Origin of the sequence: Rhizobium sp. CFBP 8762, assembly GCF_014841565.1 — a bacterium.
GTDB lineage: Bacteria > Pseudomonadota > Alphaproteobacteria > Rhizobiales > Rhizobiaceae > CFBP-8762.
Genome location: NZ_JACYUD010000002.1, coordinates 339,313 through 359,795 on the forward strand (window position 1 = coordinate 339,313; position 20,483 = coordinate 359,795).

Annotated in this window: 15 protein-coding genes; 11 read left to right on the forward strand and 4 right to left on the reverse strand. The window is 58.4% G+C overall.

The genetic code is table 11. From position 1 onward, the window contains the following. Positions 1-71 precede the first annotated feature (71 nt). Positions 72-4,091 (forward strand): PAS domain S-box protein, encoded by a 4,020-nt coding sequence (locus tag IFT84_RS06755; protein WP_192118330.1) that lies wholly within the window; start codon positions 72-74, stop codon positions 4,089-4,091. Here IFT84_RS06755 and cls read toward each other — a convergent pair. Both cls and IFT84_RS06765 read right to left on the reverse strand, forming a co-directional pair. After that, positions 4,082-5,539 carry a cardiolipin synthase gene (gene cls / locus IFT84_RS06760; RefSeq protein WP_192117899.1) on the reverse strand — a complete coding sequence of 486 codons (1,458 nt, stop codon included), beginning with the start codon at positions 5,537-5,539 and terminating at the stop codon, positions 4,082-4,084. The genes IFT84_RS06755 and cls overlap by 10 nt on opposite strands. Positions 5,540-5,585: 46 nt before the next feature. Then, positions 5,586-6,314 carry a FadR/GntR family transcriptional regulator gene (locus tag IFT84_RS06765; protein WP_192117900.1) on the reverse strand — a complete coding sequence of 243 codons (729 nt, stop codon included), beginning with the start codon at positions 6,312-6,314 and terminating at the stop codon, positions 5,586-5,588. A gap of 336 nt (positions 6,315-6,650) precedes the next feature. Here IFT84_RS06765 and araD1 point away from each other — a divergent pair, with 336 nt between their 5' ends. From araD1 to IFT84_RS06800, 7 genes are all read left to right on the forward strand, one after another. Further along, complete coding sequence (gene araD1 / locus IFT84_RS06770; RefSeq protein ID WP_192117901.1) at positions 6,651-7,646, forward strand: AraD1 family protein; 996 nt, start codon at positions 6,651-6,653, stop codon at positions 7,644-7,646. A 9-nt stretch (positions 7,647-7,655) separates the two neighbouring features. Further along, positions 7,656-8,603, forward strand: a complete 948-nt coding sequence (locus tag IFT84_RS06775) for a Gfo/Idh/MocA family protein (protein WP_192117902.1) — start codon at positions 7,656-7,658, stop codon at positions 8,601-8,603. Further along, entirely contained in the window at positions 8,600-10,456 is a 1,857-nt protein-coding gene (locus IFT84_RS06780) for an IlvD/Edd family dehydratase (RefSeq protein WP_192117903.1), read from the forward strand. Before IFT84_RS06775 ends, IFT84_RS06780 begins: the two co-directional genes overlap by 4 nt. A gap of 53 nt (positions 10,457-10,509) precedes the next feature. Beyond that, positions 10,510-11,568, forward strand: a complete 1,059-nt coding sequence (gene chvE, locus IFT84_RS06785) for a multiple monosaccharide ABC transporter substrate-binding protein (protein ID WP_192117904.1) — start codon at positions 10,510-10,512, stop codon at positions 11,566-11,568. Positions 11,569-11,645: 77 nt separating this feature from the next. Continuing rightward, positions 11,646-13,226 carry a multiple monosaccharide ABC transporter ATP-binding protein gene (gene mmsA, locus IFT84_RS06790; RefSeq protein ID WP_192117905.1) on the forward strand — a complete coding sequence of 527 codons (1,581 nt, stop codon included), beginning with the start codon at positions 11,646-11,648 and terminating at the stop codon, positions 13,224-13,226. Beyond that, positions 13,223-14,413, forward strand: coding sequence for a multiple monosaccharide ABC transporter permease (mmsB, locus tag IFT84_RS06795; RefSeq protein WP_192117906.1), 1,191 nt, complete (start codon positions 13,223-13,225; stop codon positions 14,411-14,413). The genes mmsA and mmsB overlap by 4 nt, the downstream gene beginning before the upstream one ends. Before the next feature lie 107 nt (positions 14,414-14,520). Next, positions 14,521-15,249, forward strand: coding sequence for a hypothetical protein (locus tag IFT84_RS06800; RefSeq protein WP_192117907.1), 729 nt, complete (start codon positions 14,521-14,523; stop codon positions 15,247-15,249). A 140-nt stretch (positions 15,250-15,389) separates the two neighbouring features. Here IFT84_RS06800 and IFT84_RS06805 read toward each other — a convergent pair whose 3' ends face one another. Then, positions 15,390-15,845, reverse strand: coding sequence for a pseudoazurin (locus IFT84_RS06805; RefSeq protein ID WP_197975467.1), 456 nt, complete (start codon positions 15,843-15,845; stop codon positions 15,390-15,392). Between the two features lie 260 nt (positions 15,846-16,105). On the opposite strand from IFT84_RS06805, the gene IFT84_RS06810 reads away from it, so the two are divergent. The 3 genes from IFT84_RS06810 to IFT84_RS06820 all read left to right on the forward strand — a co-directional run bounded on the left by IFT84_RS06810 (position 16,106) and on the right by IFT84_RS06820 (position 18,705). Continuing rightward, positions 16,106-16,885, forward strand: coding sequence for an acetoin reductase (locus tag IFT84_RS06810; protein ID WP_192117908.1), 780 nt, complete (start codon positions 16,106-16,108; stop codon positions 16,883-16,885). Positions 16,886-17,000: 115 nt separating this feature from the next. Next, positions 17,001-17,864, forward strand: coding sequence for an SDR family oxidoreductase (locus IFT84_RS06815; RefSeq protein WP_244651122.1), 864 nt, complete (start codon positions 17,001-17,003; stop codon positions 17,862-17,864). A gap of 70 nt (positions 17,865-17,934) precedes the next feature. Beyond that, positions 17,935-18,705, forward strand: a complete 771-nt coding sequence (locus tag IFT84_RS06820; RefSeq protein ID WP_192117909.1) for an AAA family ATPase — start codon at positions 17,935-17,937, stop codon at positions 18,703-18,705. On the opposite strand, the gene IFT84_RS06825 is transcribed toward IFT84_RS06820, so the two are convergent. Then, on the reverse strand, positions 18,699-20,480 hold the full coding sequence (locus IFT84_RS06825; RefSeq protein WP_192117910.1) for a sulfite reductase subunit alpha: 1,782 nt from the start codon (positions 20,478-20,480) through the stop codon (positions 18,699-18,701). The genes IFT84_RS06820 and IFT84_RS06825 overlap by 7 nt on opposite strands. Between the last annotated feature and the right edge of the window lie 3 nt (positions 20,481-20,483).

A 20,483-nucleotide genomic window follows, 5' to 3' on the forward strand; every position in this document is an offset into this window, starting at 1 on the left:
ACCGCTGTCTATCCGTGTGAGACTATATGATCAATTCGACGTCGTCCCCAAGCCAAGAACAGTCAACCGGCATGCCCTGGTTTCTGTCCGGGAGCAGCGAAATCGGACAGCTTATCGCTGACTTTGACTGGTCCCAAACCGAACTTGGCCCTATCGCCGGTTGGTCGCAGACGCTGATGTCAACGCTCGCGCTGATTCTGCATTCACCTGTTGCCATCGTTACCTTGTGGGGTGAGGACGGCATCATGATCTACAATGAGGCCTATTCGCGCTTTGCCGATGCACGCCACCCGAGCCTGCTTGGCTCCAAGGTGCTGGAAGGATGGCCCGAGGCTGCAGAACTCAACGACCACGTCATGAAAACGGTTATGAAGGGCGCAACGCTCGCCTATCGTGATCAGGAACTGATGCTGCGTCGCTCGGGCCACGAAGAGCAGCTTTGGCTGAATCTGGATTACTCACCCATCCTCAGCGAAACCGGAAAGCCGGTTGGCGTCATCGCGGTGGTTGTGGAGGTCGCCCAAAAGGTAAAGGCCGAGGAGTGGCTTCGCGGCGAGCATGAGCGGCTTCGCACCATGTTCGAGCAGGCCCCCGGTTTTGTCGCCATGCTGCGCGGCCCTGACCATATCTTTGATCTTGCCAACCCGGCCTATCTGGATCTGGTGGGCAACCGGGATGTGCTGGGCAAGGGTGTCCGCGAAGCCTTGCCGGAAATTGCCGGACAGGGCTTCTTTGAACTGCTCGATGATGTTTACCGCACCGGTACATCTTATACCGGCACCGCAGTACCGGTCGATCTCCGGCGTACTGCCGACGGTTCCACAGATCGCCGTTATATCGATCTTGTCTATCAACTGATCACCGGGGCGGATGGCTCCAAGCTCGGCGTGTTTGCGCAGGGCACCGATGTGACTGACCGGGTTACCGCGCAGGCCGATCTGGTTGCCAGTGAAATGCGCAACCGGCAGATCATCGATAGCGCGGTCGATTACGCTATTATCGCCTTCGACCTGGATGGCAAGGTCATGCGCTGGAACAAGGGGGCGGAAAACATCTTCGGCTGGACGGAGATGGATATGCTGGGCAACGATGCCGAACGCATATTCACGCTGGAAGACCGCGCCAGCGGGCGAATGCACCGCGAGATGAATGCTGCGCTGGAAACAGGCGTGGGCAACGACGAGCGTTGGCACCTGCGCAAATCCGGCGAACGCTTCTGGGCCAGTGGCGAAATGACGCCAATCCTCGACGCCGATAATCAAGCCATCGGCTTTGTGAAGGTGCTCAGAGATTTTACGCTTGCACACCGGGCGGCTGAAGCGCTGAAACAATCGGAGTCGCGGCTGCGCCGTGCACAGGAAGCGGGCGGCGTTGGGCTGTTTTCTGTGACCTTGCTCGACAACCTGCTGCAGGGCACCCCGGAGTTTCACCGAATCTTCGGACTGGACTTTACGCCAACCATATCCACAACTGTATTGGAAAGTCTGGTTCTACCCGAAGACCGGCATCTGGCATCATCCGCTGAAACGCGTCTCCAAAAGTCAGCGCCTCTGGATGTCGAGTATCGAATAAGGCGGGCCGATACCGGCGAAGAGCGGGTTATCTCGCGGCGCGCAGAGTTCGAGTTCGATCCGCTTGGACAACCCGTGCGCCTTGTCGGTGCGGTTCGGGATGTAACGGACCGCCGCTCTGCTCAGCAGGCCATTCAGGACAGTGAGGCGAAGTTTCGTGCTCTTGCGCAGACGCTGCCCAACCTGATCTGGACAGCATCGCCAACCGGCGAGCCGGACTGGTTCAATGAACGCGTTTACGAGTATAGCGGCCTTCAGCACGGACAACTCGATGGCTTGGGCTGGACGAACCTAATCCACCCGGACGATAGGTCGGCATCCTTTCAGCGCTGGCAAACGGCGATGGCGGAGCAGTCCGTCTTTGAAACGGAGTACCGTTTGCGTCGCGCCGATGGCACCTATCGCTGGCACTTGACCAGAGCCCTGCCAATTTTCACGGACGATGGTGAGATCAAGCAGTGGCTCGGTACAAACACCGATATCGATGAATTGCGAAGCGCCCGCGAAGCTTTGAGCGCGCTGAACCAGACACTGGAACAAAAGGTTACCGAGCGCACCGCCGATCGGGACCGCATGTGGCGTCTGTCCACCGACGTCATGCTGGTTGCAGATTTCCATGCGCGGATCATGGCCGTCAACCCGGCCTGGACGACGATATTTGGCTGGAATGAAGACGAGCTGATCGGACATCTTTTCATTGACTTGCTCCACCCCGATGACCGCCAGACCACGCTGGACGAGGTCGCGCGTCTTGAGGATGGCTATACGACATTCCGATTTGAGAACCGATTCCGCTGCAAGGATGGCGGCTATCGGATGATGTCCTGGACAGCGGTGCCGGATGAACATTTTCTACACGCTGTCGGGCGCGACGTGACGGCGGAAAGAGATGCCGCAGAGGCGCTGCGCGTGACCGAAATGGCGCTGCAACAGGCACAGAAAATGGAATCCATTGGGAATCTGACCGGCGGAATCGCTCACGATTTCAACAATCTGCTGCAAGTGGTATCGGGCAATCTGCAACTGTTGGTCAAGGATATCAGCGGCAACGAGCGAGCCATGCGGCGTGTGGAAAACGCGTTGTCCGGCGTCCAGCGCGGCGCCAAACTGGCAAGCCAGCTTCTGGCTTTCGGTCGCCGGCAACCGCTGGAGCCGAAAACGGTCAATATCGGGCGCTTCATCTACGGAATGGAAGACATGCTGCGCCATACGATTGGTGAGGGCATTGAAGTGCGCACCTTGGTTGATGATGGTTTGTGGAACACGCTGATCGATCCCGCGCAGATTGAAAACGCAATCTTGAACCTCGCGATCAATGCGCGAGATGCCATGGAGGGCTTTGGAACGCTGACCATCGAAGCCTCCAATGCCACACTCGACCCAAGCTATGCGTTGACGGAAATCGATGTAAAGCCCGGGGAGTATGTGCAGGTCTCCGTGACAGATACCGGTTCCGGCATGACGCCCGAGGTGGTGGAAAAAGTGTTTGAACCCTTCTTTTCCACCAAGCCGGTTGGTAAGGGTACGGGATTGGGCCTACCCATGGTGTACGGCTTCGTCAAGCAGTCTGGCGGTCACGTCAAGATTTACAGTGAAGCGGGGCATGGCACCACAGTGCGGCTCTATCTGCCACGAGCTCTGGCGGCTGAGGACACGTTGCAAGCGGTGGATGAAAGCCCAGTCGTCGGCGGAACCGAAACCATACTGGTGGCCGAAGATGATGACGGCGTGCGCGCCACCGTGGTGGAGACTCTGCGCGAACTGGGCTATCAGGTTTTGACCGCGCGGGACGCGCAAAGCGCACTTTCACTGGTCGAAAGCGGAGCTGACATTGATCTGCTGTTCACCGATGTGGTGATGCCGGGAACGCTGAAAAGCGCCGATATGGCGCGTGAAGTGCAGGCCCTGTTGCCGGGGATAGCCGTCTTGTTCACGTCAGGCTTTACGGAGAACTCGATTGTCCATGACGGGCGGCTCGATGAAGGCATCGAGCTGCTGTCCAAGCCCTACACGCGCGAGGCTCTGGCACGCAAAATACGGATGGTTCTGGGAAACCCGGAGGCCACCGCACTACCAGTTGACCGGCCGGCCGACGCGCCGTCTGCCGAAGCGGCGCCAGAGCCTTTGATGGCGAGCGCGGTAGCGAGCGTTCGCTCTGGCCAGCCGCTGACGGTGCTGGTGGTGGAGGATGATGGGATCATTCGCATGGATGCCGCAGAATTTCTGACCGATTACGGCCACACTGTGCTGGAGGCCGAGAGCGCGGAGGAAGCCATGGCACTCTTGCAGGAAAACTCTGTCGACGTGCTGTTTACCGATCTCGGTCTTCCCGGAATCTCCGGTTCTGAATTTGCCCGTCAGGTGCGGGATATCCAGCCGGAGATTGGCATCGTGTTTGCGACCGGCAAGCTCGATGCGCCGGATATTGAAGGGGACGGGCTCCAGATTGTGCTGCGCAAGCCCTATGGCGGGCGCGAAATCGAGATGGCGCTGAACGCCGTTCATCGCGTTCACAGATAGGGCGAGCCCAGCCAGAGGATCTTGTCGGCAAGGCGGGCGGCAAAAGGTCGGCCCCGTAGCGCGGCCAAGGTAACAGGTGCGGCCCCCTCCATGGCATGGCGAATGCGCGCGGCGATCTGTTGTGCAAATTCAACATCCATCACTTCCATATCAATCTCGAAATTGAGGCGGAGTGATCGGGGATCCAGATTGGACGAGCCGACATAGGACCACCGATCATCGATAACCATAAGTTTGGAATGGTTGAAGTGCCCGGCGGCACGCCAGATCCGGCAGTCATTTTTCAGAACCTGATCGAACTGCGCCATCATGGCGTGATCGACGATCCGGAGATTGCTGACCGCAGGCACGACGATATCGATACTGACACCCCGGCTGGCAGCGGTGCTGAGCGCGCTGATCAGTTCGCGATCCGGCAGAAAATACGGTGACATGATGAGAATGGAGTCGCGTGCGACCGAAAACGCGCCCATCAGGGTCTTGTGGTTTGTTTCCAGCCATTTGTCCGGGCCGGAGGAGACAGCGCGCACGAACATGGCACCTTCTACCGGCTCAGGCGTTGCGATAGCCCAGGCCGGGGCATTAAGCTGTTCACCAGTGGTAAAGCGCCAGTCTTCCGCTGCGATATGAAAGAGATCGGCAACCACCGGGCCGGTGACGCGGAAATGCGTATCCTGTGCACTGCCCTCAGTGGCAAACTCGCTGGTGAAACCTTCGCGGATATTCATACCGCCGGTAAAGGCCACGTCTCCATCAACAACGATGATTTTACGGTGGGTGCGCAGGTTCGCATAGGGCAAACGCAGCGCCATGATGACATTGCCGTTGAACGCACCGACTTTCACGCCACCGCTGCGCAGGTAACCCACAATACTGGGGACCGAGTAACGCGCGCCGACCGCATCGATCAGCACCCGCACAGCCACACCGCGCTGGACGGCGGCGATCAGCGCATCTGCCACGCGCAGACCGATCCGGTCTCGGTCAAAAATATAGGTTTCGACCAGAATGCTGCTTTGAGCGGAGTTGATTGCCTCGACCATCGCGCCATAGGCGGCATCGCCTGTTTCCAGCATCGCGATGCGGTTGCCCATGGTGAGAAAATGCCGCGTGACACGATCACCGAGCGTTTTCATAGCGGCAAACCGCTCGCCAAAGCGCTGGCTAATCATTTCGTCGGTCGCCGTCATCCGCAGCATACGCGCCAGCGAGCCTCCATCGAAAAGCGCGCGTTGCGAACTGACCGTCTGACGCCGTATGCGGTTGATGCCGACAATTGCGTAGATCAAGGCACCTACAATGGGTGAGAGGATGATGACGCTGACCCAGCCGATGGCGGAGCGCACCTCCTCTTTCGTCATGGTGGCGTGAATGGCCGCCGCCAGCCCGGAGACGACGGACACTATAAAGAGAATATGCGGCCAATACTGGTGAAAGATAATAAGCATGGGCAACGACTATCACTGCCCTCAAACAGGGCGCAAGCCGCCTCTATCAATCCAACGCAGCATGAATCCGCTGAACGCCGAGATCGATGACATTGCGCATGGCGATTTCCGCCTTCTGGGCATCGCGTGCCGCAATGGCATGCACGATCTTCAGGTGATTGGCGGCGCATTCTCTGATTTTTGCCGAGGATGACGCGGGCGAGGATAACTGGAAGGATACCGCCAATGCCGCCTCGATCAGGCTGCTGATGGACCGCATGAATGGATTTCGTGACATGCGCGAAATGGCCAGATGAAATTCGAGATCAACCTTGGCAATCGATTCGCGCGTATGGTTTATATCGTCTAGCCGTGCGGCAATGGCATAAAGCTCAACAATTTCCTCCGCAGAGGCCCGTGCGGCGACCAGCGCCGCCGCAGCCGGCTCCAGCGCCAGACGCATTTCCGCCAGATGATCGACAAAGGCGTTATCGACCCCTGCTTCCAGACGCCAGCCGAGCACGTCAGGATCAAAGAAGTTCCAGCTCGCCCGTTCCAGCACGCGTGTTCCGACTTTGGCCTTGGCCTCAATGAGGCGCTTGGCCGCAAGCGTCTTCATCGATTCGCGCAGCACGGTACGCGACACGCCGAAGCGAGACGACAGGTCATTATCACCGGGGAGGATCGAGCCTTCCGCAATCTCGCCGCAGACAATGCCCCGGCCAAGCTCGCTCACCACATGGGCGTGGCTGTTGCGCAGCCGACGGCCTGAAATGGTGGTTTCCAAAAGTCCCAATCCGGTCTCCTCTCATGGGGTCAGTATCAGCCGTGAATACCCACCGACGCGCCCAAGCACAAGGCTACACCCCGCCTTATCTTAGCACCCCGTAAATATGAACCATATAGTATGCTTAATGGGCAAGAAATATTTTTGAGAAAACCACGTTTCAGAACTGAAAATTCTCTAAATTTTTCTATTATTTCTGTATAATCAACGGCTTGATGTTTCTTTTCAGTGCATTTCCTTATGCATGCATTTTGCAGCGCACACCATTGACAGAGGGCATTCGGCGGAATTAGTACTACTTAAAACGACGGCTCCGTGGAGTGGCCGCTATATTCGGGAGAAAATATGCGCTTAACGCAAGTGACCAGTGGTCAAGGCTATGACGTCGTCGCCGATCTCGGCGACGGGGCCCGCATCGTGACCGGCGCGGCCAGCATTTATGCGCTGGCGATGAACGCAATTGCGAGCGGGCACAGCCTGACGGACGAAGTGAAAAATCGCGGCCTTGGTGAAGCGGTTGACCTTGCTGCGCTGTCGGCTTCTGGCAAACTGGCGCTTCCTGTTTCCCATGAAGACCCTACCCATTGTATCGTTGCAGGCACAGGTTTGACGCATCTGGGTTCCGCATCCGGTCGCGACAAGATGCACAAGGCGAGCCAATCAACTGTCGATGGGGCTGGCGACCTGACGGATTCCATGCGCATGTTCAATATGGGTGTCGATGGCGGCAAGCCTGCGGATGGTGAAACGGGCGTGCAGCCGGAATGGTTCTACAAGGGTGATGGCTCTATCCTCGTGGCAACAGGCCATGACCTGACCTCCCCTGCCTTCGCGCTGGATGGCGGTGAAGAGCCGGAACTGGCAGGCATCTATATTATTGGACCGGATGGCACGCCGCACCGTTTGGGTTTCTGTCTTGGCAACGAGTTTTCCGATCACATTACCGAAAAGGGTAACTACCTGTGGCTGGCGCACTCCAAGCTGCGACAGGCGTCACTGGGTGCGGAACTGCTGGTGGGCGATCTTCCCGACCATATCGAAGGCGTATCGCGCATTCGCCGGGGATCGGAGATTGTGTTTGAAAAGCCGTTTCTGACCGGCGAAGGCAACATGTCCCACAGCATTGCCAATCTGGAACATCATCACTTCAAGTATGAGCTGTTCTGTCGCCCCGGCGATATTCATGTGCATTTCTTTGGAACGGCGACGCTGTCCTTCTCGGAAGGCTTCAAGACGGAGCCGGGCGATGTGTTTGAGATCGAAGCCGCTCCCTTTACCGTGCCGCTGACCAACCGGCTGGCCGTGGCCGCGCCGCGCCCAACTATCGTCAAAGCGTTGTAGGGGACGATCATGGCGCCGATCAAACTCGCTCTCGTTGGTCTCGGCAAAATTGCCCGTGACCAGCACCTGCCCGCCATTGCCGGAACGCAAGGTCTGGAACTCTCCGGCATCGCCAGCCGCCATGCAAGCGTGCCGAATCTGGCGCACTGGACAACCATCGATGACATGCTGGCGTCCAATGCCGATATCGATGCGGTCTCGCTCTGTACCCCGCCACAGGGCCGCTTTGCGCAAGCCAAGGCAGCACTGGAAGCTGGCAAGCACCTGATGCTCGAAAAGCCGCCGGGTGCGACATTGTCCGAAGTGCAGGCGCTGGAAGCCTTGGCAAAAGCCAAGGGGCTGACGCTATTTGCTACCTGGCATTCCCGCTTTGCGAGCGCTGTTGAAGAAGCCCGTGCACTGTTGTCGAACGCAACGATCCGCTCCGTCACCATCGAGTGGAAAGAGGATGTGCGCCACTGGCACCCCGGGCAGGAGTGGATATGGCAGCCGGGCGGGCTTGGCGTGTTTGATCCCGGCATCAATGCGCTGTCCATCGTCACGCGAATTCTGCGGGAAAAGTTTTACCTGACGCAATCCGACCTGTTTTTCCCCGAAAACCGTGCGGCCCCGATTGCCGCCAATCTTGATTTCGAACTGACCGGCGGCGCGACATTGCGCGCCGAGTTCGACTGGCGCCAGACCGGGCCGCAGACATGGGACATTCGCGTTGAAACGGACGCGGGCCAGATCGTGCTGTCACAGGGCGGCAATGTGCTGACCGTGAACGGTACGGAGCAGGCTCACCCCTCCGGCCAAAAACGCGAAGACCGGGAATATCGCTCACTGTACGGACGCTTCATGCAGTTAATGGCGGCGGGCCGGAGTGACGTGGATCTATCACCGCTGACCCATGTTGCAGACGCTTTCATGCTTGGCAACCGCCACGCGGTCGAGACTTTTGAGGATACACCATGACCAATTCCGAAAACATGCCGACCCGCAAGGAAGCCGCCGTCAAGGGCGAAGGCACCAAGCCGCGCGTCAACCCAGAAAACCTGCGCTCGCGCGCCTGGTTCGACAACCCGTCCAACGCCGACATGACGGCGCTCTATCTCGAGCGCTACATGAACTTTGGCCTCAGCCAGGAAGAGTTGCAGTCGGGCCGCCCCATCATCGGTATCGCGCAAACCGGCTCGGACCTCAGCCCCTGCAACCGCCACCACATGGAACTGGCAACCCGCGTGCGCGAAGGTATTCGGGAAGCTGGCGGTATCGCGATTGAATTCCCGGTCCATCCGATTCAGGAAACCGGCAAACGCCCGACGGCAGGTCTTGACCGCAACCTGGCTTATCTTGGCCTTGTGGAAGTGCTTTACGGCTACCCGCTGGATGGCGTCGTGCTGACCATCGGTTGCGACAAGACCACACCGGCCTGTCTGATGGCGGCGGCAACCGTAAATATTCCGGCGATTGCACTGTCTGTCGGCCCCATGCTGAACGGCTGGTTCCGGGGCGAACGCACGGGTTCCGGCACTATTGTGTGGAAGGCGCGCGAACTGTTGGCCAAGGGCGAAATCGACTACGCCGGTTTTGTCAAACTGGTGGCCTCGTCTGCACCCTCCACCGGTTACTGCAACACCATGGGCACGGCCACCACCATGAACTCGCTGGCCGAAGCGCTGGGCATGCAGCTTCCGGGCAGTGCGGCTATTCCAGCGCCATATCGTGACCGGCAGGAAATTTCCTACCTCACAGGCTTGCGCATTGTGGACATGGTGCGCGAAGACCTGAAGCCTTCGGATATCCTCACCAAGGAAGCCTTCGTCAACGCAATCCGCGTGAATTCCGCCATCGGCGGATCAACCAATGCGCCGATCCACCTGAACGCACTGGCCCGCCACATCGGCGTAGAGCTAAGTGTTGATGACTGGCAGACCTATGGCGAAGACATTCCGCTGCTGGTCAACCTGCAACCGGCCGGTGAGTATCTCGGCGAAGACTATTACCATGCGGGCGGTGTACCGGCTGTCGTCAACCAGTTGATGCAACAGGGCCTGATCCACGAAGATGCGATGACCGTGAACGGTCGCACCATGGGCGATAACTGTCGCGGGGCGATTATCGAGGATGAAAAGGTCATCCGTCCATTCGACCAGCCAATGAAGACCCGCGCCGGTTTCCGCGTCCTCAAGGGCAACCTGTTCTCCACCGCCATCATGAAAACCAGCGTGATTTCGCCGGAGTTTCGCGAGCGCTATCTCTCCAACCCCGATGACCCCGAAGCATTTGAGGGACGTGCCGTGGTGTTTGACGGGCCGGAGGATTACCACAAGCGCATCGACGATCCGTCGCTGGAAATTGATGCCCATACGGTTCTGTTCATGCGCGGCGCGGGGCCGATCGGCTATCCCGGTGCGGCAGAAGTGGTGAACATGCGCGCACCCGATTACCTTTTGAAGGAAGGCGTAACGGCACTGGCCTGTATCGGCGATGGCCGTCAGTCCGGCACATCCGGTTCGCCCTCCATTCTCAACGCGTCGCCGGAAGCCGCCGCAGGCGGTGGTCTTGCCCTGATCCGCACCGGCGACCGGGTTCGCATCGATCTTGGACGTGGCTCCGCCAATATCCTTATTTCGGATGAGGAACTGGCCGAGCGGCGGCAAGCCCTGAGCGCCGATGGCGGCTACCGCTATCCGGCGCACCAGACGCCTTGGCAGGAAATTCAGCGCGGTCTCGTCGGCCAGATGGAGACGGGTGCCGTTCTGGAAAATGCCGTTCAATACCAGCGGATTGCCCAGACCAAGGGCATTCCACGGGATAACCACTAGCTTTTGCTGGTCAGTTAACGCGGCCAAAGTCCGCATTTTGGGAGGAAATACCAATGAATTTTAAATCACTGATGGCAGCGGTTGCGCTGTCGGCAGTCGCTCTCGCTGGCCCCGTTGCGGCACAGGACAAGGGCACCGTGGGCATTGCCATGCCCACCAAGTCCTCCGCACGCTGGATCGCCGATGGCGACAACATCGTGAAGGTTCTGAAAGATCGCGGCTACGAGACCGATCTTCAATATGCCGATGACGATATTCCAAACCAGCTTTCGCAGATCGAGAACATGGTCACCAAGGGTGTCAAGGTTCTGGTCGTTGCTTCCATCGACGGCACAACACTGTCGGACGTGCTGAAGCAGGCTGCCGATGCCGGCGTGAAGGTGATTGCCTATGACCGCCTGATCCGTGACACACCGAATGTTGATTACTACGCAACTTTCGACAACTTCCAGGTTGGCGTGTTGCAGGCGACCTCGATCATGAACGGCCTGAAGGGCCGCGAAGGCAAGCCGCTCAACATCGAGTTGTTCGGTGGTTCCCCGGACGATAACAACGCCTACTTCTTCTACGATGGCGCTATGTCCGTGCTTCAGCCGGAAATCGACAAGGGCAACCTCGTCGTCGCCAGCGGCCAGACCGGTATGGACAAGGTTTCCACGCTGCGTTGGGACCCGGCTGTTGCGCAGGCCCGTATGGATGCCCTGCTCAGCGCCTACTACGGTGACAAGCATGTTGACGCGGTTCTGTCGCCTTACGACGGTCTCTCCATCGGCATTCTGTCGTCCGTCAAGGGCGTGGGCTATGGCAGCGGCGACATGAAGATGCCGGTTGTCAGCGGTCAGGATGCGGAAGTGCCATCCGTCAAGTCGATTCTGGCTGGTGAACAGACCGCCACGATCTTCAAGGACACCCGCGAACTGGCAAAGGTTACCGCCGACATGGTGGATGCCCTGCTGTCCGGCAAGGAGCCTGAAGTCAACGACACCAAGACCTACAACAACGGTGTGAAGGTCGTTCCGGCCTACCTGTTGAAGCCGGTTATCGTCGACAAGTCGAACTGGGAAGAAGTGCTGGTTGGTAGCGGTTATTACACCAAGGACCAGATTCAATAAGCAGTTTCTGCTGATTTGACCACTGCACAGCGCCAGTCCGGCTGGCGCTGTTTCCTCTTTTCAGGACTGATTGTGCAATGGAAACAATGCGAAATTTGAAAGACAGTCCACAGGCGGCCTCCAATGCCCCCATTCTGGAAATGCGCGGCATCTCCAAAAGCTTCGGCGCTGTCAAAGCACTTTCTGATGTGAGCTTCTCGGTTGCCCCCGGTGAGATCCACGCGCTTGTGGGTGAAAACGGCGCGGGCAAATCCACGCTGATGAAGGTGCTATCCGGCGTTTATCCCCATGGCAGCTATGGCGGCTCCATCGTGTATGATGGCGAGGAGCGGCGGTTTCGCGATATCAACGATTCCGAGGCGTTGGGCATCATTATCATCCATCAGGAATTGGCGCTGATCCCGCTGATGTCGATTGCTGAAAACATATTTCTCGGCAATGCCCCGGCCCGTTTCGGCGTTATCGACCGCTCCGCCGTCCACACCCGCGCCAAGGCGCTACTGGCGAAGGTTGGTCTGTCCGAGGCGCCCGATACGCTTGTCACCAATATCGGCGTTGGCAAGCAGCAACTGGTGGAAATTGCCAAGGCGCTGTCCAAGGAAGTGCGGCTGCTGATTCTGGATGAGCCCACCGCCAGCCTGAACGAGCAGGACAGTGCGGCCCTTCTGGCGCTGCTCAAAGAGTTTCGCACCCAGGGCATTACGTCCATTCTCATTTCGCACAAGCTGAATGAAATCAAGGACGTCGCCGACAAGATCACCGTGTTGCGCGATGGACGCACCGTTGCTACGCTCGACTGTCATGCGGGCGAGGTTGAGGAAGACGACATTATCCGCAAGATGGTGGATCGTGATCTGGAAAGCCGCTACCCCAAGCGCACGCCCGATATTGGTGACGTGATCCTGAAGGTAACCGACTGGTCGGCCTACCACCCGCAGCATTCTGATCGCCAGATGGTCAAAAACGTCGCGTTTGAACTGCGCAAGGGCGAAATCGTCGGCATCGCCGGTTTGATGGGCGCTGGCCGTACCGAATTTGCCATGAGCCTGTTCGGCAAATCCTATGGCCGCAATATTTCCGGTTCTGTTGAAATCAACGGCAAACCGGTGGATGTGTCGACAGTGGACCGCGCCATTGCCGCCGGGCTTGCCTATGTAACGGAAGATCGCAAGCATCTGGGCCTGTTGCTGGCCGAGGATGTGCGCAAGAACGTGTCACTGGCCAACCTTCCCGGCGTGGCCGAGCGCGGTCTGATCGATGACATGCGCGAACTTTCGGTTGCCAATGACTACCGTGCGCGTATGCGCATCCGCAGCCACAATGTCTATCAGGAAACCGGCAAGCTTTCCGGCGGCAACCAGCAGAAGGTTGTGCTGTCCAAGTGGCTGTTTACCGATCCGCATGTGCTCATCCTGGACGAACCCACGCGCGGCATCGATGTCGGCGCGAAATACGAAATCTACAGCATCATCAACGAACTGGCCGCCAGCGGCAAAGGCGTGGTGTTCATCTCCTCCGAAATGCCGGAACTCATTGGCATGTGCGACCGCATCGTGGTGATGCATGAAGGCGCATTTGTGGGTGAAGTGGCGGGAGAACAGGCCACGCAGGAAAACATCATGCGCGCTATCATGCGCCATAAAAGGAGACCCGAATGAGCGAGCAAACGACCGCAGCCCCCGCGCCGGGCCGGGCCGCAGGCTTCATCAAGGACAACTTACGTGAATACGGCATGTTGTTATCCCTGCTGGCCATCGTCATTTTCTTTCAGGTTGTCACCGGCGGCACGCTGCTGAGACCCTTGAACCTCACCAACCTTGTACTGCAAAACAGCTACATCGTCATCATGGCGCTTGGCATGTTGCTGGTCATCATCACCGGGCATATCGATCTTTCGGTCGGTTCGGTGGCGGGCTTTGTCGGCGCGCTGGCGGCTGTCATGATTGTGCGCTGGCAATTGCCGTTCGTTCCGGCTGCCATTGCCTGTCTCATCATCGGCGGCCTGATCGGGGCCGCCCAAGGGTACTGGGTGGCGTATTTCAAAATACCGTCGTTCATCGTCACCCTTGCGGGCATGCTGGTGTTCAAAGGCTTGATGATTGCCGTTCTCGGCGGTGCATCGGTTGGCCCCTTCCCGCCAACGTTCCAGAAATTGTCGTCCGGCTTTATTCCTGAGGCGCTTACCCAGACGGGCGGGCTGTACCTGACGTCGCTCATTCTGGGTTTGGTTGTTGCGGCCATCATTGTTTATTCCAACTTCACGTCGCGCGCGCGCCATTTGAAGCATGGCGTCGAGACGGAACCGCAGAGCCTGTTTATTGCCAAGAATGTGCTGGCCTTCGCCATTATCGGCTATCTCGCTTACCTGATCGCCTCGCATCGCGGCATGCCGAATGTCCTGATCATCATGGCTGCGCTGATTGCGTTCTACGCTTTTGTCACCAACCGCACCATTGTCGGCCGTCAGGTCTATGCGGTCGGTGGCAATGAAAAGGCCGCGAAACTGTCGGGTATCAAGACCGAACGGCTGACCTTCTTTACCTTCGTCAACATGGGTGTGCTGGCGGCACTTGCGGGCCTGATCTTTGCGGCACGTCTCAATACAGCAACGCCAAAGGCCGGTCTCGGCTTTGAGCTGGATGTGATTGCGGCCTGTTTCATCGGTGGTGCATCGGCCTATGGTGGCGTCGGCCGTGTGGGCGGGGCCGTGATCGGCGCGTTCATCATGGGTGTGATGAACAACGGCATGTCGATTGTGGGTATCGGCATCGACTACCAGCAGGTCATCAAGGGCCTCGTGCTTCTAGGTGCCGTTTGCATCGATGTTTACAACCAAAGACGTTAAGCGGTTGCAACATTACGATAATTTCATAAAAAACCTCTAGTTGGACCCTAGAACAGTCTTGTTTGCCGCCTACCTCTTGTTTCGCAACACCGAGGAAAGGATTGCAAATGAAACATATGATGACTGTTCTGGGGCTCGCCTCCGCAACGATGCTCTCACCACTGGCAGCCCATGCGGCACCAGGCACCTCCTCCTCCCAACCGACTGCACAGCCAGCTGGCATGGTTGAAATGGCGCAGGCCGACGAAGGTCGCCTGGACAAGCCGAAGCCGCCGCATGACAGAAAAGACGGTCCCGGCAAACACGGCAAGCATGACCGGGACGACCGCGATGGCAAACGCAAGCATGGCCCGCGCCATGAAGGCATGCGTGGCGATCCGGTCATGCGACTGGCCGGCCGCCTGTCCGCCATGGAAACCCTGATCGGTATCCGCGGCGACCAGCTTGAAGCATGGCGTAACTATACATCGGCCTTTATCGATTTCGCCGATCGCGGAATGCCGAAACCGCCGATGCCAGCGCCCGCAGCCGATGGCCAGGCGACACAAACACCGCCGCCCAAACCCCCATTGATGGCCGAACGCTTGGCTGACCGCGCCATTGCGCAGGCTGAAAAAGCCAAAAAGTTGAAAGAGGTGACGGAAGCGCTGAAAGGCGTGCTGACACCCGAGCAGCTTGAGCGCTGGGAAAAGGCAGAGCGCCCGCATGGACCGCGCGGCCCCGGCCACCATGGCCCGGAAGCTGGCAACCCACCGCCACCACCACCAGCCGATGGTCCTGATGGCCCGGATGAAGATGGTCCGGACGGTTCCGACGCTGGCCCCGACGCACAGTAATTGAGAAAGGCCCGGTTCGTTGCGATCCGGGCCTTTTATCTAGGGCATTTCCGTTGAACACGTGTTCACCGCAATGCTCTAATCTTTTGTTTCGACGCATAATCCAGACGTAAAGCGTTTCCGCTTTTGCTGGAAATGCTCTAGAGACCGGCTTTGGCAATGTCAGCGTCAATGCGGTCTTTTGCCTTCTTCGGGAGTTTCGCATCCTTCACGGCCTGCAGATTTGCCGGGGCATCGCCCACGACAACCAGACCGGCCATGCCCATGGAAAAGTGTGGCATACATTTCACCACATACGCACCGGGAACGGTAAATGTCACCTTCACCGTCTCATTGATCTTGCCTTTGAACGGCGTCGCGCCTTCGGGGATCAGGTCCTTGATGCTTTCGACATTGTGCGACTTGTCCGTGGGAATGAAGGTGATGGTGTCACCGGGCGCAACCTTTATCAGCGCGGGCTCAAAAACCATGGCACCATCCGCGCCTTTGTTCAGCATATGCACCTCAAAGTCTGCCGCGAACGTTTGGGCTGCCATCAGCGCCAGACCCAGTGCAACGCCTGCACCCATTTTCACCGTACCGAATACCATGCGCATCGTCATTCTCCTTGAGCACACATGCCCTGCCCTGCGCGTTCAACGCTTCCAAAGCAGGTGTCAATCACGAGCCCGGCCCGTGTTCGTCCCTGCTATGGCGCGTTTGCGCAAGCGGAACTTTGACGCAAATCAATTAGCCTGCCGATTGATCTGCCTCAAGGCAAGTTGACGCAAAAAGGATAGTTTGCGGTTGGCTGCGACATTTTGCGTGAGCCTCACGCTCGCGTCCAGCCAATGTTCAACCAACGAAAGGACATCCCATGTCAATTGATCGTAAAATAGCGCTGGTGACAGGTGCCGCTCAGGGCATTGGTCGCGGTATCGCTCTTCGTCTTGCCAAGGATGGTGCTGACATTGCGCTGGTTGATTTGAAACAGGATCAACTGGATGCGGTTGCGAAGGAAATCACAGCGCTGGGGCGCAAGGCGACAACCTTTGTGGCTGATGTCAGCGAACGCGCGCAGGTGTTTGCCGCTGTCGATCACGCAGAAAAAGAACTCGGCGGTTTTGACATCATCGTCAACAATGCTGGCATTGCGCAGGTGAAGCCGCTGGATGATGTGACGGCCGATGACGTGGAGCGCATTTACCGCATCAACGTGAATGGCGTTCTTTGGGGCATTCAGGCTGCTGCCAAGAAGTTTCGCGCGCGCGGGCACAAGGGCAAGATCATCAATGCCTCCTCCATTGCCGGTCATGATGGCTTCGCCATGCTCGGCGTCTACTCCTCAACCAAATTTGCCGTGCGTGCGCTGACGCAGGCTGCTGCACGCGAATATGCGAGCGCGGGCATCACCGTCAACGCCTATTGCCCCGGCGTGGTCGGCACCGACATGTGGGTGGAAATCGACGAGCGTTTTGCGGAACTGACCGGCGCTGCCAAGGGTGAAACCTACAAAAAGTTTGTTGACGGCATTGCGCTCGGACGTGCCGAGACCGCCGATGACGTGGCCGGATTTGTATCCTACCTCGCCGGGCAGGACTCTGACTATATGACGGGGCAGTCGCCGCTGATCGACGGTGGCATGGTGTACCGCTAATCATAATCGACCGTCATACCAGGCATCTGCCGGGTATGACGGTTGTCCCAAGGGGAACAAAAGCGTGAACGGTCCCGTTACACCGGCAACCAACCGTTGAAAACAGGAGCTTTCCATGTCGCAAACCAACAGGCCCGTGCCGCCGCTCGATACCAGGCCGATTACCCCGCCAGGCAATACCAGCGAAATGCCACAACAGCCCGACCACGGCGAAGAAAGCTACAAGGGCAATGGCAAGCTCAAGGGTAAGGTAGCTCTTATCACCGGCGGCGATTCCGGCATTGGGCGTGCCGTGGCTATCGCCTATGCTCGTGAAGGTGCCAATGTTGTCATTTCCTACCTGAATGAGGATGAAGACGCGCAGGATACGGTTAAATGGATCGAAAAGGCCGGGCGACGAGGTCTGGCGATTGCGGGCGATATCGGCAGCGAAGACCATTGCAAATCCCTCATTGATAAGACGGTGAAGGAATTCGGCCAGTTAGACATTCTCGTCAACAATGCCGCCTTCCAGCGCACCTATGAAAGCATCGAGGAAATCGAGACGGCGGAGTGGGAAAAGACCTTCCGCACCAATATCTTTGCGCCTTTTTACCTCAGCAAGGCAGCTGTGCCGCATCTGAAAGCCGGCAGTTCCATCATTAACACCACGTCCATTCAGGGCGACAAGCCTTCGCCGGAGCTGTTGGCCTACGCCTCCACCAAGGGCGCGATGACTAACTTTACCGCCGGTCTGGCACAGTTGCTGGCAGAAAAGGGCATTCGCGTGAACGGCGTGGCCCCCGGTCCGATCTGGACACCGCTGATTCCGTCGACCATGGACCATGAAAAGGCGAAGGAATTCGGCAAGAAGACTCCGCTCGGCCGCCCCGGCCAACCGGCAGAATTGGCCGGGGCCTATGTGCTGCTGGCATCCGACGAAGCCAGCTATATGGTCGGCGCGGTTATCCCCGTCACCGGCGGGCAGCCAATGCTGTAAGAACGCGCTGTTTTTCGAAACGGAGACGATGCACCATAAGGAAGACGCGATTCTTCCTTATGGTGTTTCTATGAAGGCAAAACCGAACGTCCGCCTGCCACCGCCCTATCTGAAATCGCTTTCGGTCAAACCGGACTGGACGGAGTTTGACACCTATCCCTACTGCCTGCCGCTGATGGCGAACGGTGACTTTTCCATGCAGTTCACCAGGCCGGTGACGATCATTGTGGGTGAAAACGGCATCGGCAAATCCACCTTGCTGGAAGGCATTGCGGCTCTGGTCGGGTTTGACGATGCGGGCGGTGCGAATGGCTATCGGCCTGTGGACCACGCAAACGCGGTTGAGGTGTCCGGGGGCATCCTGTCAAAAGCTTTGCGTGCTGCATGGTTGCCAAAGACCGGGCTGGGCTGGTTTTTCAAAGCGGAAACCTTCTTCTCCGTGGCGCGGTATCTGGATGCGGCCGCGCGCGAAGGCGGTTCCCCAGCCCCTGACTTTCTCTCCCATTCGCATGGCGAAGGTTTCTTGAGATTTTTTCAGGAGCGATGCAGACGACGCGGCGTTTTCATCATGGATGAGCCGGAGTCGGCGCTGTCACCCCGCCGCCAGATCGAGTTTTTAAAAATCGTGCACGAAGCCGAAACGTTTGGTGGCGCGCAGATCATTATGGCCACACACTCAACCATCATCATGGCTTACCCATCGGCCACGTTGCTTCGGCTGGACCAGCAGGGTTTAAGCGAAACGACGCTGGAAGACACCGGGCATTTTGATGTCATGCGGGCCTTTTGCGCCGATCCGCATGGCTTCATTGAGAACGCGCTAACGCCAGTTGATCAATAGACATCGCGCAGGTAGCGCTTCTCGCGCTTCAACTGGTTGACGTAATCGACCGCGCCTTCCGGCGTCAAGCCGCCATGGGTCGCGGCTACCTCATGCAGCGCTTGATCCACATCCTTCGCCATGCGGCTGGCGTCCCCGCAGACATAGAAGTGGCCGCCCTCCTGAAGCCATTCGTAGAGTGCTTTGCCGTTTTCACGCATACGGGTCTGCACATAGATTTTGTCAGCCTGATCGCGGGAGAAGGCAAGATCGAGCCGGGTGAGCAGCCCGCTGTGGCTCATGGTGGCAAGTTCATCCTCGTAGATAAAGTCACTGGTCCGGTGCTGGTCGCCGAAGAACAACCAGTTGGGGCCGCCTGCGCCCGTAGCCTGCCGCTCCTGCAGAAATGCGCGGAAGGGCGCGATGCCCGTGCCGGGTCCAACCATAATCATCGGTGCAAGCGGATCGGCGGGAACGCGGAAATTCTTGTTCGGTGACACGAAAATACCCGCCGTAGCGCCCGCAGCCACCCGGTCGGCGAGATAGGTGGAGCAAACACCACCATGGGCGCGTCCATGGGCGGTGTAGCGCACGCTGGCAATCGTCAGATGCACACTGTCCGGGTTGGCAAGCGCGCTGGAGGATATGGAGTAGGCACGGTGTTGCAGCGGCTTGAGCAAGCCGATGAACTCGCCGATGGCGAGTTCCATGCCGGGGTTCAGGCGCAACAGATCAAGGCTGTCGCGTCCCCAGAGCCAGGCTTCCAATGCTTCCCTGTCGCCATGGCGCACAACGTGCGAAAGTTCCTCATGGCCCGCGCGCCGCTCCACCTCTGCCACCAGTTCGCGTGACGGGGTGGAGATTTCGTAAGCATAGGTCAGGAGGTCGCCGAGCGAACGGTCCGCCCCCATCACCGCCAGATCGGCATTTGCGCCGAAGTGATCGAGAAACGCCTGCACGAGCGCAGGATCGTTGACCGGCATGACACCGAGCGCGTCCCCAGCCTCATACACCATGCCGCTATCACCCAGCGCAAACTCGTAGTGGCGAATTTCCTTGGCCGATGTCGCCCCGGACAAGCTGCGATTCACCGAGACAGTCGCGGCATACGGGTTCTTGCGTGTCCACTGGGTTTTCTCCACCGTGTCCGTTACAGGTGCCGGTGCTGACTGTGTCGTGCCCGGTGCCTCATTGCCTTCCACCGTTGCCAGCACGGGCAGCGCTTGCGCAATCCAGTCGGCGGCAGGGGTCTCATAGTCGATATCGCAATCGACACGCGCGACCATACGCTTTGCACCCAGTTGTTCCAGCCGCATATCAAACAGCTTTCCGGCCTGACAAAACCCGTCATAACCGGTATCGCCGAGGCCGAGCACGGCAAAGCTCATCTTTTCCAGTCGCGGCGCCGTATCGGCTGAGATCGCATCCCAGAAAAGCTGGGCATTATCCGGCATTTCGCCCTCGCCATAGGTTGAGGTGACAAGCATGACGCAGCCCATGGCCGCAAAGCGCGCCATATCCACATCATCCAAAGCTTCGACGGTTGGCTCGAACCCTTGAGCCTTGGCCGCGGTGGCAGCATCCATCGCCACCCGCTCGGCATTGCCGGTTTGAGTGCCAAACAGGATGTGGACGGGAATGGCGCGACGCGCGGCCTGCGCGGGTTCACCGCCCTTTTCGCCGGCACCTTGCTCACCCAGCGACAGGCGCGAGTGCAGCCCGGCCAGAAAGCCGGACAGCCACGCCCGTTGATCGCCGTTGAAGGGGGCATCCTGTGGAATAAACGGTATCTTCATGGC

Bases quoted from the DNA above. Each gene is read 5' to 3' on its own strand.
- IFT84_RS06755 (WP_192118330.1), top strand. From the start codon at position 72: ATGCCCTGGTTTCTGTCCGGGAGCAGCGAAATCGGACAGCTTATCGCT.
- cls (WP_192117899.1), bottom strand. From the start codon at position 5,539: ATGCTTATTATCTTTCACCAGTATTGGCCGCATATTCTCTTTATAGTG.
- araD1 (WP_192117901.1), top strand. From the start codon at position 6,651: ATGCGCTTAACGCAAGTGACCAGTGGTCAAGGCTATGACGTCGTCGCC.
- IFT84_RS06775 (WP_192117902.1), top strand. From the start codon at position 7,656: ATGGCGCCGATCAAACTCGCTCTCGTTGGTCTCGGCAAAATTGCCCGT.
- IFT84_RS06780 (WP_192117903.1), top strand. From the start codon at position 8,600: ATGACCAATTCCGAAAACATGCCGACCCGCAAGGAAGCCGCCGTCAAG.
- chvE (WP_192117904.1), top strand. From the start codon at position 10,510: ATGAATTTTAAATCACTGATGGCAGCGGTTGCGCTGTCGGCAGTCGCT.
- mmsA (WP_192117905.1), top strand. From the start codon at position 11,646: ATGGAAACAATGCGAAATTTGAAAGACAGTCCACAGGCGGCCTCCAAT.
- mmsB (WP_192117906.1), top strand. From the start codon at position 13,223: ATGAGCGAGCAAACGACCGCAGCCCCCGCGCCGGGCCGGGCCGCAGGC.
- IFT84_RS06800 (WP_192117907.1), top strand. From the start codon at position 14,521: ATGAAACATATGATGACTGTTCTGGGGCTCGCCTCCGCAACGATGCTC.
- IFT84_RS06805 (WP_197975467.1), bottom strand. From the start codon at position 15,845: ATGCGCATGGTATTCGGTACGGTGAAAATGGGTGCAGGCGTTGCACTG.
- IFT84_RS06810 (WP_192117908.1), top strand. From the start codon at position 16,106: ATGTCAATTGATCGTAAAATAGCGCTGGTGACAGGTGCCGCTCAGGGC.
- IFT84_RS06815 (WP_244651122.1), top strand. From the start codon at position 17,001: ATGTCGCAAACCAACAGGCCCGTGCCGCCGCTCGATACCAGGCCGATT.
- IFT84_RS06820 (WP_192117909.1), top strand. From the start codon at position 17,935: ATGAAGGCAAAACCGAACGTCCGCCTGCCACCGCCCTATCTGAAATCG.
- IFT84_RS06825 (WP_192117910.1), bottom strand. From the start codon at position 20,480: ATGAAGATACCGTTTATTCCACAGGATGCCCCCTTCAACGGCGATCAA.